This window comes from Streptomyces sp. NPDC045955 (assembly GCF_056430805.1).
This window is the reverse complement of sequence record NZ_JBWKKY010000010.1, coordinates 138,676-152,669: the sequence shown is the minus strand read 5'-3', so window position 1 is coordinate 152,669 and position 13,994 is coordinate 138,676. Positions and strand designations below refer to the sequence as shown.

Annotated in this window: 14 protein-coding genes; 12 read left to right on the top strand and 2 right to left on the bottom strand. The window is 70.4% G+C overall.

The annotated features are described in order from the left end of the window. Nucleotides 1-11: 11 nt before the first annotated feature. Both AC07F0_RS22135 and ffh read left to right on the top strand, forming a co-directional pair. On the top strand, nucleotides 12-2,459 hold the full coding sequence (locus tag AC07F0_RS22135) for a [protein-PII] uridylyltransferase (RefSeq protein WP_436726397.1): 2,448 nt from the start codon (nucleotides 12-14) through the stop codon (nucleotides 2,457-2,459). Between the two features lie 83 nt (nucleotides 2,460-2,542). After that, the gene (gene ffh, locus AC07F0_RS22130) at nucleotides 2,543-4,093 is read left to right on the top strand and encodes a signal recognition particle protein (protein WP_436726396.1); all 1,551 of its coding nucleotides are present in this window, start codon (nucleotides 2,543-2,545) and stop codon (nucleotides 4,091-4,093) included. A gap of 81 nt (nucleotides 4,094-4,174) precedes the next feature. Here ffh and AC07F0_RS22125 read toward each other — a convergent pair whose 3' ends face one another. Both AC07F0_RS22125 and AC07F0_RS22120 read right to left on the bottom strand, forming a co-directional pair. Next, nucleotides 4,175-4,777: a hypothetical protein gene (locus AC07F0_RS22125; protein WP_478981207.1), complete on the bottom strand. Its 603-nt coding sequence runs from the start codon at nucleotides 4,775-4,777 to the stop codon at nucleotides 4,175-4,177. A gap of 159 nt (nucleotides 4,778-4,936) precedes the next feature. Next, nucleotides 4,937-5,791 (bottom strand): methyltransferase domain-containing protein, encoded by an 855-nt coding sequence (locus tag AC07F0_RS22120; RefSeq protein ID WP_478981205.1) that lies wholly within the window; start codon nucleotides 5,789-5,791, stop codon nucleotides 4,937-4,939. A 199-nt stretch (nucleotides 5,792-5,990) separates the two neighbouring features. Here AC07F0_RS22120 and proS point away from each other — a divergent pair, with 199 nt between their 5' ends. The 10 genes from proS (at nucleotide 5,991) to lepB (AC07F0_RS22070) (ending at nucleotide 13,976) form a co-directional block, all read left to right on the top strand. Further along, nucleotides 5,991-7,406 carry a proline--tRNA ligase gene (proS, locus tag AC07F0_RS22115; protein WP_478981203.1) on the top strand — a complete coding sequence of 472 codons (1,416 nt, stop codon included), beginning with the start codon at nucleotides 5,991-5,993 and terminating at the stop codon, nucleotides 7,404-7,406. A 310-nt stretch (nucleotides 7,407-7,716) separates the two neighbouring features. Beyond that, nucleotides 7,717-8,319, top strand: coding sequence for a hypothetical protein (locus AC07F0_RS22110; RefSeq protein WP_020270731.1), 603 nt, complete (start codon nucleotides 7,717-7,719; stop codon nucleotides 8,317-8,319). A 293-nt stretch (nucleotides 8,320-8,612) separates the two neighbouring features. Next, nucleotides 8,613-9,032, top strand: a complete 420-nt coding sequence (gene rpsP, locus AC07F0_RS22105; protein WP_478981201.1) for a 30S ribosomal protein S16 — start codon at nucleotides 8,613-8,615, stop codon at nucleotides 9,030-9,032. A gap of 2 nt (nucleotides 9,033-9,034) precedes the next feature. Then, the gene (locus tag AC07F0_RS22100; RefSeq protein WP_003973401.1) at nucleotides 9,035-9,274 is read left to right on the top strand and encodes an RNA-binding protein; all 240 of its coding nucleotides are present in this window, start codon (nucleotides 9,035-9,037) and stop codon (nucleotides 9,272-9,274) included. Nucleotides 9,275-9,354: 80 nt separating this feature from the next. After that, nucleotides 9,355-9,951 carry a ribosome maturation factor RimM gene (gene rimM, locus AC07F0_RS22095; RefSeq protein WP_478981199.1) on the top strand — a complete coding sequence of 199 codons (597 nt, stop codon included), beginning with the start codon at nucleotides 9,355-9,357 and terminating at the stop codon, nucleotides 9,949-9,951. Then, entirely contained in the window at nucleotides 9,951-10,784 is an 834-nt protein-coding gene (gene trmD, locus AC07F0_RS22090) for a tRNA (guanosine(37)-N1)-methyltransferase TrmD (protein WP_478981197.1), read from the top strand. Before rimM ends, trmD begins: the two co-directional genes overlap by 1 nt. A 136-nt stretch (nucleotides 10,785-10,920) precedes the next feature. Continuing rightward, nucleotides 10,921-11,271: a 50S ribosomal protein L19 gene (rplS, locus tag AC07F0_RS22085; protein ID WP_010044485.1), complete on the top strand. Its 351-nt coding sequence runs from the start codon at nucleotides 10,921-10,923 to the stop codon at nucleotides 11,269-11,271. A 45-nt stretch (nucleotides 11,272-11,316) separates the two neighbouring features. Continuing rightward, the gene (lepB, locus tag AC07F0_RS22080; protein WP_478981195.1) at nucleotides 11,317-12,042 is read left to right on the top strand and encodes a signal peptidase I; all 726 of its coding nucleotides are present in this window, start codon (nucleotides 11,317-11,319) and stop codon (nucleotides 12,040-12,042) included. Beyond that, a complete protein-coding gene (gene lepB / locus AC07F0_RS22075; RefSeq protein ID WP_478981193.1) occupies nucleotides 12,035-13,126 on the top strand; it encodes a signal peptidase I in 1,092 nt (363 codons plus the stop codon). The genes lepB (AC07F0_RS22080) and lepB (AC07F0_RS22075) overlap by 8 nt, the downstream gene beginning before the upstream one ends. Continuing rightward, nucleotides 13,014-13,976: a signal peptidase I gene (gene lepB, locus AC07F0_RS22070; protein WP_478981191.1), complete on the top strand. Its 963-nt coding sequence runs from the start codon at nucleotides 13,014-13,016 to the stop codon at nucleotides 13,974-13,976. Before lepB (AC07F0_RS22075) ends, lepB (AC07F0_RS22070) begins: the two co-directional genes overlap by 113 nt. The last annotated feature ends 18 nt before the right edge of the window (nucleotides 13,977-13,994 follow it).

Genomic DNA, 13,994 nt, shown 5'->3' with positions numbered 1-13,994 from the left:
GGAGTCGCTGGGTGACGGGTACGGACGTGCAGAAGGAAGCAGAGGATTCGGGACCCAGCGGCTACGCGGCGGCCCGGCTGCGTCTCCTCACCGAGGAGGCGCGGTCCGGGCCGCCGCGCCGTGCGGCCCTGGCCGACCTCACGGACGACTGGCTCACCGGCCTGTTCGCCGCGGGTGCGGAAGGGCTGCGCGGGGTCTCCCTGGTCGCCGTCGGCGGCTACGGCCGCGGCGAGCTCTCCCCGCGCAGCGACCTCGATCTGCTCCTGCTGCACGACGGCGGCGACGCCAAGGCGGTCGCCGCCCTCGCCGACCGGCTCTGGTACCCGGTGTGGGACCTGGGCCTGGCCCTCGACCACTCCGTCCGCACGCCCGCCGAGGCCCGCAAGACCGCGGGCGAGGACCTCAAGGTCCAGCTCGGCCTGCTGGACGCCCGGCACATCGCCGGTGACCTCGGCCTCACCGCCGGACTGCGCACGGCCGTGCTGGCCGACTGGCGCAACCAGGCGCCCAAGCGCCTGCCCGAACTCCAGGAACTGTGCGCCGAACGCGCCGAGCGCCAGGGCGAGCTGCAGTACCTCCTGGAACCCGATCTGAAGGAGGCCCGCGGCGGGCTGCGCGACGCCACCGCGCTGCGCGCCGTCGCCGCCTCCTGGCTCGCCGACGCCCCGCGCGAGGGCCTCGCCGACGCCCGGCGCCGGCTCCTCGACGTACGGGACGCCCTGCACCTGGCCACCGGGCGGGCCACCGACCGGCTCGCCCTCCAGGAGCAGGACCAGGTGGCCGCCGAGCTCGGCCTGCTCGACGCGGACACGCTGCTGCGGCAGGTGTACGAGGCGGCGCGGCTGATCTCGTACGCCAGTGACGTCACCTGGCGCGAGGTGGGGCGCGTACTGCGGTCGCGCGCCGTGCGGCCCCGGCTGCGCGCCATGCTGGGCGGCGGAAAGCCGACCGCCGAGCGTTCTCCGCTGGCCGAAGGCGTCGTGGAACAGGACGGCGAGGTGGTGCTCGCCCGCGCCGCACGCCCCGAGCGTGACCCCGTGCTGCCGCTGCGGGCCGCGGCAGCAGCCGCCCAGGCCGGACTCCCGCTCTCCCTGCACGCCGTGCGGCGCATGGCGGCCACCGTGCGCCCGGTGCCCACGCCCTGGCCCGCCGAGGCACGCGAACAGCTCGTCACCCTGCTCGGCTCCGGCCGCCCGACCATCGAGGTCTGGGAGGCGCTGGAGGCCGAGGGGCTGATCACCCGGCTGCTGCCCGACTGGGAGCGGGTGCGGTGCCGCCCGCAGCGCAATGCCGTGCACCTGTGGACCGTCGACCGGCATCTCATCGAGACCGCCGTGCGCGCCTCCGAGTTCACCCGCCGTGTCAGCCGCCCCGACCTGCTGCTGGTCGCCGCGCTGCTGCACGACATCGGCAAGGGCTGGCCCGGCGACCACTCGGTGGCCGGCGAGATCATCGCCAAGGACGTGGCCGCCCGCATCGGCTTCGACCGCCACGACGTGACGGTCGTCGCCACCCTCGTCCGCCATCACCTGCTGCTCGTCGAGACGGCCACCCGGCGCGACCTGGAGGACCCGGCCACCGTGCGCTCGGTCGCCGAGGCCGTCGGCTCCCAGAGCACCCTGGAACTGCTGCACGCGCTCACCGAGGCCGACGCCCTGGCCACCGGCCCGGCCGCCTGGTCGTCCTGGCGCGGCTCGCTCGTCGCCGACCTGGTCGAGCGGGTCTCGGCGGTGCTCGCCGGGGACGCCCCGGACGATCCCGAGGACGCCGCGCCGACGGCCGAGCAGGAGCGGCTCGCCATCGAGGCGGTCGCGACGGGCAGCCCGGTCCTCTCCCTGCGGGCCCAGACCGAACCGCCCGCCGGACAGGAGCCCTCCGGCGACCCCGAGCCGCTCGGCGTGGAGCTGCTCATCGCCGTCCCCGACCAGCCGGGTGTGCTGCCCGCGGTGGCCGGTGTCCTCGCCATGCACCGGCTGACCGTACGGACGGCGGAGCTGCGGTCCCTGACCCTTCCGGACGGCGTCGACGGCTCCGTCCTGCTGCTGGACTGGCGGGTCGCCGCCGAGTACGGCTCCCTGCCGCAGGCCGCCCGCCTGCGCGCCGACCTCGTGCGGGCGCTGGACGGCTCCCTGGACATCGCAGGCCGTCTCGCCGAGCGGGACGCGGCCTATCCGCGCCGCCGGGGCGTGGTGGCCCCGCCGCCCCGGGTGTCGGTCCACCCGGCCGCCTCCCGGCTGGCCACCGTCATCGAGGTCCGCTCCCAGGACGCCCCGGGCCTGCTGTTCCGCATCGGCCGCGCCCTGGAGGACGCGAGCGTACTGGTGCGCAGCGCGCACGTCTCGACGCTCGGTGCCAACGCCGTCGACGCCTTCTACGTGACCGGTCCGAAGGGCGCGCCGCTGCCCGATGACGAGGCCGAGTCGGTGGCGCGGAAGCTGGAGGAGACACTGCGTGGGTGAGGGCGACCCGGCGACTTGTCACGCCGGGATACCCTGGAGGGCGATTCCCCAGTCTGTCTCCGACCCCGAGGACCGCGAGCGCCGTGTTCGATACTCTTTCCGATCGCCTCTCAGCGACCTTCAAGAACCTGCGCGGCAAGGGACGGCTCTCCGAGGCGGACATCGACGCCACGGCGCGCGAGATCCGGATCGCGCTCCTCGAGGCGGATGTGGCCCTGCCGGTCGTCCGTACGTTCATCAAGAACGTCAAGGAGCGTGCGCTCGGCGCCGAGGTCTCGCGGGCGCTGAACCCTGCCCAGCAGGTTCTCAAGATCGTCAACGACGAACTGGTCACCATCCTCGGCGGCGAGACCAGGCGTCTGCGATTCGCCAAGCAGCCGCCCACCGTGATCATGCTGGCGGGTCTGCAGGGTGCCGGTAAGACCACCCTCGCGGGCAAGCTCGGCCGCTGGCTGAAGGAGCAGGGCCACTCGCCGCTGCTGGTCGCCTGTGACCTCCAGCGCCCGAACGCCGTGAACCAGCTCAGCGTCGTCGCCGAACGCGCGGGCGTCAGCGTCTACGCGCCGGAGCCGGGCAACGGCGTCGGTGACCCGGTCAAGGTCGCCAAGGACTCCATCGAGTTCGCCAAGTCCAAGGTCCACGACATCGTGATCGTGGACACCGCCGGCCGCCTGGGCATCGACCAGGAGATGATGCAGCAGGCCGCGGACATCCGGGACGCGGTCGGCCCCGACGAGATCCTGTTCGTCGTCGACGCGATGATCGGTCAGGACGCCGTCAACACCGCCGAGGCCTTCCGCGACGGCGTCGGCTTCGACGGCGTGGTGCTCTCCAAGCTCGACGGTGACGCCCGCGGTGGTGCGGCCCTGTCGATCCGGCAGATCACCGGCAAGCCGATCATGTTCGCGTCGAACGGCGAGAAGCTCGACGACTTCGACGCCTTCCACCCGGACCGGATGGCCTCCCGCATCCTCGACATGGGTGACCTGCTCACCCTGATCGAGCAGGCGGAGAAGACCTTCGACCAGGCCGAAGCCCAGAAGATGGCCGAGAAGCTGGCCTCCAAGAAGGGCCAGGACTTCACTCTCGACGACTTCCTGGCCCAGATGGAGCAGGTCAGGAAGATGGGCTCCATCTCCAAGCTGCTCGGCATGCTCCCGGGCATGGGCCAGATGAAGGACCAGATCAACAACCTGGACGAGCGGGACGTCGACCGCACGGCCGCCATCATCAAGTCGATGACCCCGGCCGAGCGCCAGGAGCCGACGATCATCAACGGCTCGCGCCGCGCCCGTATCGCGCGGGGTTCCGGTGTCGACGTCAGCGCGGTGAAGAACCTGGTCGAGCGGTTCTTCGAGGCCCGCAAGATGATGTCCCGCATGGCCCAGGGCGGCGGCATGCCCGGGATGCCCGGGATGCCGGGCATGGGCGGCGGACCCGGCCGGACCAAGAAGAAGCAGAAGCAGGCCAAGGGCAAGCAGCGCTCCGGCAACCCGATGAAGCGCAAGCAGCAGGAGCAGGAGGCCGCCGCCCGGCGCGCGGCCGCCGCCGAGGGCGGCAACGCCTTCGGGCTGCCCCAGCAGGGCGCCAAGGACTTCGAACTCCCCGACGAGTTCAAGAAGTTCATGGGCTGACGGCCCGTACCGCACGACACCGAGGGCGCCCCCTTTTTCGAAAAAGGGGGCGCCCTCGGTGGTCTGCCGATGGCCTGCCGGTCAGGCGTTCGGGAACGTCCAGATGTAGGGCTCGCCGTCCTCCTCGGACCAGTGGACCTCGACGTTCTTGGCGTTCGCCGGGACCACGTAGGTCTCGCAGAAGACGTGGCTCTCGCCCTTCTTCCAGCTCTCGACGTCATACGGGTCCTCGCAGCCCGTCGCGTCCTCGGACGCCCCGATGAGGACGGTGCCGCGCCGGCCGTCGGCGAAGACCGTGGTGCCGTCGTGCACGTCGGAGCCGTCGGTGAGGGCGGGCCCGCTCTTGTGCGTGTACTTCACGTACGCGGTGGCCAGCACCTTGCCCTTGACCTTGTCCGGCTCCGAGACGGCCTTGGCCGCCTCTGCCTCGGTGCCCACGTCGACCTTCTGCGCCACGACCTCGTAGGTGACCTCGCCCGGGTCCTCCGCGACCTTGCCCGTGGCGCTCTCGCCGGTGTCCATGTCACCGCCGGAAGCCGGCTCCGGCGAAGGGAAGACCCTGGCCTTCTCGGTGTCCGGGCTCTTCGCGTCGGCCTTGTCGCCGCCGCCACCGCAGGCGGTGAGCGCCAGAGCGAGAACGGCGACGGGCGCGACGAGACGCAGCGTGGTCTTGTGGTGCGGCACGAACAGCTCCTGTATGCAGATGTGTAGGTCCCCCGAGCGGTGGATCACATTAAGCGTTCATGATCCATTTGGTGAAACCAGAAGCATGCCACGGTGCCTTCTTCACACCATTCACACCTGCACTCAAGATTTGTTCGCTATGGAGTCCGGGTGATCACGTCACGGCGTCCGGGCGATCAGATACCGGAACACGTTCGGCATCCACACCGTCCCGTCCGGCCGCCGGTGCGGATGCAGAGCCTCGGTCAGCTCCTTGTCCACCTGCACCTGGTCCGTCGCCGTGATCGCCGCGTCGAACAGCCCCGTCGACTTCAGTCCGCGCACCGCGCTGTCCACATCGGCGTACCCGAACGGGCACGCCACCCGCCCCGACCCGTCCGGCCTGAGACCGGCCCGCTGGGCGACGTCCTCCAGGTCGTCGCGGAGGGCGGGGCGCCAGCTGCCCGCGCTGCGCAGCGGCTCCGCCAGCTTGGTGGCGACCCGCAGCACGGACGTCGTGGCGCACCGCTCCGGCGGACCCCAGCCGGCCAGCACCACGGCCGCTCCGCGCCCCGCCAGCGGCGTCGCCTCCGCGAGCAGCCCGCCCAGCCCCTCCGAGTCGCCCGCCAGGCACCCGATCGGCTCGAAGGCGGTCACCAGGGTGTACGCCGGAGCGCCCGGCTCCGCCGTGTCCCGGGGTGAGCCGTCGACCAGCCGGTTGCCTTCACGCGCGCGCCTGGCCCCGCCCTCGGGCAGCAGTCGCTCCCGTGCGAGGGCCATTCTTTCGGGGGAAGCGTCGACACCGGTGACCGCCGCTCCCCGGGCGGCGGCCATCAGCAGGGCGAGTCCGGAACCGCAGCCGAGGCCGAGCAGCCGCGTCGCGGGACCCACGTCCAGTCGCTCGTAGACGGCCTCGTAGAGCGGTACGAGCATCCGCTCCTGGATCTCGGACCAGTCACGCGCGCGTGCACGCAGGTCCACGCGGGGTGCGGACCCCGCGTGAGGCAGGTGCTGCCGCACGAGCGTAGGTGTCATAAGTAAGCGCCCCAATCCGCCGAGAGTTGCCTCTTGCCCGATTCCATGGCCCCCGTGACAGTGCGCTCGCACTACCCCCGTATGCCAGGAAACTCCCCCCTCGACCTGTCGTCCAGTGGAAAGCGGCACGGCATATGAGTTGTCATGTGCCTATGGCGAGATTTCACATTCCGGCAACGTGGGGCCGTACGATCTCGCCATGGCCAAGGCACCCGTACTTACCCCCCAGGCGGACGATTTCCCGCGCTGGTACCAGGACTTGATCACCAAGGCGGAGCTCGCCGACAACGGTCCGGTGCGCGGCACCATGGTCATCCGACCGTACGGATACGGGCTGTGGGAGCGGATGCAGGGCGAGATGGATGCCCGCATCAAGGAGACGGGCACCCAGAACGCGTACTTCCCGCTTCTGATCCCGCAGTCGTACCTCACGCGCGAGGCGGACCACGTCGAGGGCTTCGCGCCCGAGCTGGCCGTGGTCACGCACGGCGGCGGCAAGGAACTCGAAGAGCCCGCCGTCGTCCGCCCCACCTCCGAGATGATCATCAACGACTACTTCTCGAAGTGGGTGCAGAGCTACCGCGACCTGCCGCTGCTCATCAACCAGTGGGCGAATGTCGTGCGCTGGGAGCTGCGGCCCCGCCTGTTCCTGCGCACCACCGAGTTCCTCTGGCAGGAGGGCCACACCGCGCACGCCACCTACGAGGAGGCACGCGATTTCGCCGCGCACATTCACCGGCGGGTCTATGAGGACTTCATGGTGAACGTCCTCGCCATGGACGTCGTCCCCGGCCGCAAGACCGTCAAGGAGCGGTTCGCCGGCGCCATCAACACCCTCACGCTCGAAGGCATGATGGGCGACGGCAAGGCGCTCCAGATGGCCACCAGCCACGAACTGGGCCAGAACTTCGCCAAGGCCTTCAACACGCAGTACCTGTCGAAGGACGGCCGGCAGGAGCTGGTCTGGCAGACCTCCTGGGGTTCCACCACCCGCATGATCGGCGCCCTGGTGATGATGCACGGCGACGACAACGGCCTGCGCGTCCCGCCGCGGCTGGCGCAGACCCAGGCGGTAGTGCTCGCGATCAAGGGCGACGAGGCGGTTCTGGCCAAGGTTCGTGAGCTCGGCGACCGGCTGAAGGCGGCCGGGATCCGCGTCCACGTCGACGACCGCACCGACACCCCCTTCGGCCGCCGCGCCGTCGACTGGGAGCTCAAGGGCGTGCCGGTCCGGATCGAGATCGGCCCGCGCGACCTGGAGAACGGCACCGCGATGCTGGCCCGCCGCATCCCGGGCGGCAAGGAGCCGGTCTCCCTGGACGCCCTGGTGTCGCTGCTGCCGCAGGTCCTCGAAGAGGACCAGGCCCTGCTGCTGCATCAGTCCCGGGAGCGCCGCGAGTCCCGCACCAGCGAGGTCTCGACGATCGACGATGCGGTCGAGGTCGCGGGCGCCGGCGGCTGGGCGCGCATCCCGTGGGCGGTGCTCGGTGAGGAGGGCGAAGCCAAGCTGGCCGATCACGCGGTGACCGTACGGTGTCTGGTCGCCGAGGACGGGTCGGTGCCGGACGCCGACGACGCACCCGGTAACGTCGCGGTCGTCGCGCGCGCTTACTGAGTACTGAGTTGGGGCGCAAGGCGACCGAAAAGCCTCTTGCGTCACCGCGGACCGCGCATCCCCGGCGCGTGGACGTCATCCACGCGCCGATCGAGCAGGGCGACCCGAAGGGCCTCGGTTGAGGGTGGTGGCGGGAGACGGGGGGCGTACGCGGGACTACGCACCACCTTGTGGTGAGCTGTGAGGCTTCTCCCCAGATCAGCGCACCCGCCCTCGTCGGGACGCATCAGAGGCAACTGACGGGTACGTGCAAATTATTTGGGTTGCCCCGGAATCGGAACACTGGGGCACCCAGGCTCGTTCTCATTACGTGAGCACGACACAGACACCACCTGTTCTCGCCGCAGAGCTGGCACAGGCGTGGGCCGATATTCAGCGGTACCACCCCGAGCTGCCCGACCTTGCCGCGCCAGAGTCCCTGATCGGGGAGTCGTCGTCCGCGTGCGGGCACGAGCTCTCCTTCGAGCGACTGCTCCATGAGGCAGTCCATGGCATCGCCGCCGCCCGCGGCGTCCGCGACACCTCCCGTGCCGGCCGCTACCACAACCGCAGATTCCTCGCGATCGCCGAGGAGCTGGGCCTGGACCACCCCGAGGAACCGCATCCCAGCAGCGGCTTCTCCCTGGTCACGCTCACCCCCGAGGCGAAGCGCCGCTACCGCCCGACGATGGAGCGCCTCCAGCGCGCTCTCAAGGCCCACACGGCCGCGACCTCCTCCGACACCTCCCGCACCTTCCGGGGCCCGGCCGCCCGGCACGGCTCCTCCGGCGGCGGCGTCCGCGTCAAGGCGGTCTGCGACTGCGGCCGCAACGTACGCGTCGTGCCGTCGGTCCTCGCCCAGGCGCCGATCGTCTGCGGCGGGTGCGGCAAGCCTTTCCGGATCCCGGACGTGGTGGGAGCGGTGGCCGGCTGACGTCCACACCGGCATCTCGTGGCTGCCGGTCGGGACAGCATCCGCCACTGCGGGGCAGGGCACCCGACGTACTTCACCTCCACGCCGGGTGCCCCTTCGGCCTGCCCGAGCGGCGGCGAACCCCGCGGTCAAGCCGCCCGGCAGGGTGTGGCACAATGGCTAGCTGTACTCGACAGCCGCACAGGACCCCTCTCTCCTCCGGCTGACGCGTCCATCGGGCACTCGGGTACCGCAACCCCACGCGGCTTCTCTCGCCGTGCCCAACCACGTCAAATCCAGGAGAACCCACTCCCGTGGCAGTCAAGATCAAGCTGAAGCGTCTGGGCAAGATCCGTTCGCCTCACTACCGCATCGTCGTCGCCGACTCCCGTACCCGTCGTGACGGTCGTGCGATCGAGGAGATCGGCAAGTACCACCCGACGTACAACCCGTCGGTGATCGAGGTCGACGCCGAGCGTGTGGCGTACTGGCTCGGTGTCGGCGCGCAGCCGACCGAGCCCGTGATGGCCATCCTCAAGAAGACCGGCGACTGGCAGAAGTTCAAGGGCGAGCCCGCCCCGGCTCCGCTGCTGACGGCGCCCGAGAAGGCCGGGCGCCCGTCGTTCGAGGCTCTCGCCGGTGACGACGAGGGCAAGGGTGAGGCGATCACCCAGAAGAAGAAGGCTGAGAAGAAGGACGAGGCCGGCGCCGAGTCCGCTTCGACCGAGGCCTGAGCATGCTCGAGGAGGCTCTCGAGCACCTCGTGAAGGGCATCGTCGACAACCCTGACGATGTGCAGGTCGCCTCGCGCAACCTGCGCCGCGGGCGGGTGCTCGAGGTCCGGGTCCACCCGGACGACCTCGGCAAGGTGATCGGCCGCAACGGCCGCACCGCACGCGCCCTGCGTACCGTCGTGGGCGCCATCGGCGGTCGCGGTGTCCGCGTCGACCTCGTCGACGTGGACCACGTCCGCTGACGCTTATCGCAACCGGCTCGGGCCGGGGATGGCCTGAGGGCCGTCCCCGGCCCGCAGTCGTATGACAGGAGACTGGACACGTGCAGTTGGTAGTCGCACGGATCGGCCGCGCCCATGGCATCAAGGGCGAGGTCACCGTCGAGGTACGGACCGACGAGCCTGAGCTGAGGCTCGCCCCCGGCGCCGTACTCGCCACCGATCCCGCCGCCGCGGGACCCCTCACCATCGAGACGGGCCGCGTCCACAGCGGGCGTCTCCTGCTGCGCTTCGAGGGCGTCAGCGACCGCACGGGCGCCGAGGCCCTGCGCAACACCCTCCTGATCGCCGAGATCGACCCGGAGGAACTGCCCGAGGGCGAGGACGAGTACTACGACCACCAGCTGATCGACCTCGACGTGGTCACCGCGGACGGCACGGAGGTCGGCCGGATCACGGAGATCTCGCACCTGCCCACCCAGGACCTGTTCATCGTGGAGCGCCCCGACGGCAGCGAGGTGATGATCCCCTTCGTCGAGGAGATCGTCGCCGAGATCGACCTGGAGGAGCAGAAGGCCGTCATCACTCCGCCGCCGGGCCTGATCGACGACCGCGCGGAGATCGCGTCCAGCCGGGAAGAGGCCGCCGGTGGGGAAAAGGCGGCCGACGGGGAAGAGACCGCCCGCGGGGACGAGTCGTAATGCGCCTCGACGTCGTCACGATCTTCCCCGAGTACCTGGAACCGCTGAACGTCTCCCTCGTGGGCAAGGCACGCGCGCGTGGACAGCTGAACGTGCACGTCCACGACCTGCGCTCGTGGACCTACGACCGCCACAGCACCGTCGACGACACGCCCTACGGCGGTGGCCCCGGCATGGTCATGAAGACCGGGCCCTGGGGAGAGGCGCTGGACTCCGTCCTGGCCGACGGCTACGAGACGGGCTCCCACGCGCCGGCCCTCATCGTGCCCACGCCCAGCGGCCGCCCCTTCACCCAGGAGCTGGCCGTCCACCTCTCCGAGCGCCCCTGGCTGATCTTCACGCCGGCCCGCTACGAGGGCATCGACCGCCGTGTCGTGGACGAGTACGCGACGCGGATGCCGGTGTACGAGGTGTCCATCGGCGACTACGTCCTGGCCGGCGGCGAGGCGGCCGTCCTCGTCGTCACGGAGGCGGTGGCGCGGCTGCTGCCCGGCGTCCTGGGCAACGCCGAGTCCCACCGGGACGACTCCTTCGCGCCCGGCGCCATGGCGAGCCTGCTGGAGGGACCCGTCTACACCAAGCCGCCCGAGTGGCGCGGCCGGGACATCCCCGACGTGCTGCTCAGCGGCCACCACGGGAAGATCGCCCGCTGGCGGCGGGACGAGGCCCTGAAGCGCACCACGGCCCACCGGCCCGACCTCATCGAGCGGTGCGACCCCAAGGCCTTCGACAAGAAGGACCGCGAGATGCTGTCCATCCTGGGCTGGGAACCGGACCCCGAGGGGGAGCCGTACGGTCGATTTTGGCGCAGGACCGGCGGCGTGGAAGAATAGCCAGCTGTTGTGCGTCCGTCCGGCGCGCGCCCCTGCCACAGGGGGAGACGACGCCCGCTCCGACCCGCACAGCCCTGAATCCGAAACACCTAGTTTCCGTTGATGACCTGTGGCATCAGCGAGGAAAGCAGACGAAATGTCTCACCTGCTCGACACCGTCGACTCCGCGTCGCTGCGCAGCGACGTCCCCGCCTTCCGCCCGGGCGACACGGTCAACGTGCACGTCCGCGTCATCGAGGGCAACCGCTCCCGTGTGCAGCAGTTCAAGGGTGTGGTGATCCGCCGCCAGGGTGCCGGCGTCCGCGAGACCTTCACGGTCCGCAAGGTCTCCTTCTCCGTCGGCGTCGAGCGCACCTTCCCGGTGCACACCCCGATCGTGGAGAAGATCGAGCTCGTCACCAAGGGTGACGTCCGCCGCGCCAAGCTGTACTACCTGCGCGAGCTGCGCGGCAAGGCCGCGAAGATCAAGGAGAAGCGCGAGAACTGAGCGCTCTGAGGAGTTCACATCGGGGCCGGATAGCATCTGGCTCCGATGGACACCGAAGCTCAGCCGACGAAACGCGACCGCTCCTCCCGCCCTTCCGACTCCGAGAACACCTCGGATCCCGCAGGGCCGGAGGATCGGTCGCGTTTCGCGTTGTCGCGTGTCACCGAGTGGGTCCCGGGCGGCCGGATCACTCTGACGCTGCTGGCCTGCCTGCTCTTCCTGCTGCTGCTCAGCACGTTCGTGCTGCGGCCGTTCCAGATCCCCAGCGGATCCATGGAAGAGGGATTGAGGATCGGGGACCGGGTTCTCGTAAATAGGTTGGCGTACCGTTTCGGAGCCGAGCCGCAGCGGGGAGACATCGTCGTGTTCGACGGGACCGGGTACTTCGGGCACGCGGACTACATCAAACGCGTTGTCGGCGTAGGGGGAGACCACGTGGTCTGCTGCGACGAGGAGGGGAGGATCCAGGTGAACGGCCGGTCGGTCGACGAGTCGGGCTTCCTGTACCCCGGCGACAGCCCGTCCACCGTGCGCTTCGACGTCGTCGTGCCCGTCGGCGCCCTGTTCCTCCTCGGCGACCACCGTGGCGACTCCAGCGACTCCCGCGACCACCTCGGCTCGCCCGGCGGCGGCATGATCCCGGTCGACGAGGTGATCGGCCGCGCCGACTGGATCGTCTGGCCCTTCGGCCACGCCACCCGGCTGCACCGCCCCGACGCCTACGCGCGCGTGCCCGCTGCCGCCGCCGGAAGGGCGGGCGCCCATGGGTAACCGCGGCAAACCGCGCGGCGTCCCCGCCAGCCCCGCCGAAAACCTGTTGCCCACCGGCGCCCGTCGCGCCTCCGGCCCGTCCGGTGGCAGGACGCGCGCCGAGCGGCGCAAGCTCCAGAAGAAGGTCAAGCGGCGCCGCAGGCGCGGTGCCGTCAAGGAGATACCGCTCCTCGTCGGCGTCGCCGTCCTGATAGCGCTCGTGCTGAAGACGTTCCTCGTCCAGGCCTTCGTCATCCCGTCCGGCTCCATGGAGCAGACGATCCAGATCGGCGACCGCGTCCTGGTCGACAAGCTCACCCCGTGGTTCGGCTCCAAGCCGCAGCGCGGGGACGTCGTCGTCTTCAAGGACCCCGGCGGCTGGCTCCAGGACGAGCAGACCACCCTTCCGAAGGACGACCCCGTCGTCGTCAAGCAGGTCAAGGAAGGGCTCACCTTCATCGGCCTGCTGCCGTCCGACAACGAGAAGGACCTCATCAAGCGGGTCGTCGGCGTCGGCGGAGACCGCGTCAAGTGCTGCGACACGCAAGGACGCGTGACCGTCAACGGCATCCCGCTGAACGAGGACTACCTGTACCCCGGCAACGCCCCCTCCGACACGCCGTTCGAGATCACGGTCCCCCCGGGCCGGCTGTGGGTGATGGGCGACCACCGGAACAACTCCGCGGACTCCCGCGCCCACCAGGACACCGACTACGGCGGCACGGTCTCCGAGGAAGAGGTCGTCGGCCGCGCCATGGTCATCGCCTGGCCCTTCGGGCACTGGACCACCCTGGAGGAACCGAACACATACGCCTCCGTGTCCGACTCGGCCACCGGGTCGACCGCCGCTGCCGAACTGTCGCATAGGGTTGCCTCCGACGATTCGAACGGAACGATCCAGCTCCCGACCCCTGCGGAACTCCCGCTCGTTATGGGAGTGGTGGGCCTGCGTCGTGTGTGGGGCAGGCAGCGGCACAGAGTGAGGAGTTGGCGTGGGGGATGTGGCGGTTGGCGCACGGTCCGGACACGACGGCGAGGAGCACCGCGGACGCCCCGCGGAATCCACCGTCCCGGCCGCGGACAGCGCCGTGACCTCCGGGAATGACTCCGGGGCAGCCGAGGGCGACAGGGTGACAGACGAGTACGGCACAACCGAGGGCGAGGGGCCGGGAGGCACGGCCAGGACACCGAAGAAGCAGCGCTCCTTCTGGAAGGAGCTGCCCATTCTGATCGGCATCGCGCTGGTGCTCGCGCTGCTGATCAAGACGTTCCTGGTGCAGGCGTTCTCCATCCCCTCCGACTCGATGCAGAACACCCTCCAACAGGGCGACCGCGTCCTGGTCGACAAGCTGACCCCCTGGTTCGGCTCCGAGCCCGAGCGCGGCGAGGTCGTCGTCTTCCACGACCCGGACAACTGGCTGGCGGGCGAGCCGACGGCGGATCCGAACGCCTTGCAGACGTTCCTCAGCTGGATCGGCCTCATGCCGTCCGCGGAGGAGAAGGACCTCATCAAGCGGGTCATCGGCGTCGGCGGTGACACGGTCGAGTGCAAGGCCACCGGCCCGCTCACGGTCAACGGCAAGGCGCTGGACGAGCGGTCGTACGTCTACGCGGGCAACACGCCGTGCAGCGTCGACGACCAGGGCGGTCAGTTCAAGGTAAAGGTTCCCAAGGGCTACGTCTGGGTCATGGGCGACCACCGGCAGAACTCCCGGGACTCCCGCTACAACCAGGCGGACAAGCACCACGGCATGGTCCCGGTGAAGGACGTCGTGGGCCGGGCCATCGTCGTCGCCTGGCCGATCAACCGCTGGGACAACCTGCCGGTGCCGGACACCTTCGACCAGCCCGGTCTGAGCGCCCAGCCGGCCGCAGTCGGTCCGGCGGTGGCACCGCAGGCGGCGGCGCTGCTGGGTGTGGTGCCGGTGGTGCTGTGGCGCCGCAGGAAGCAGTGATCCCGGCAGTGGGCTGAC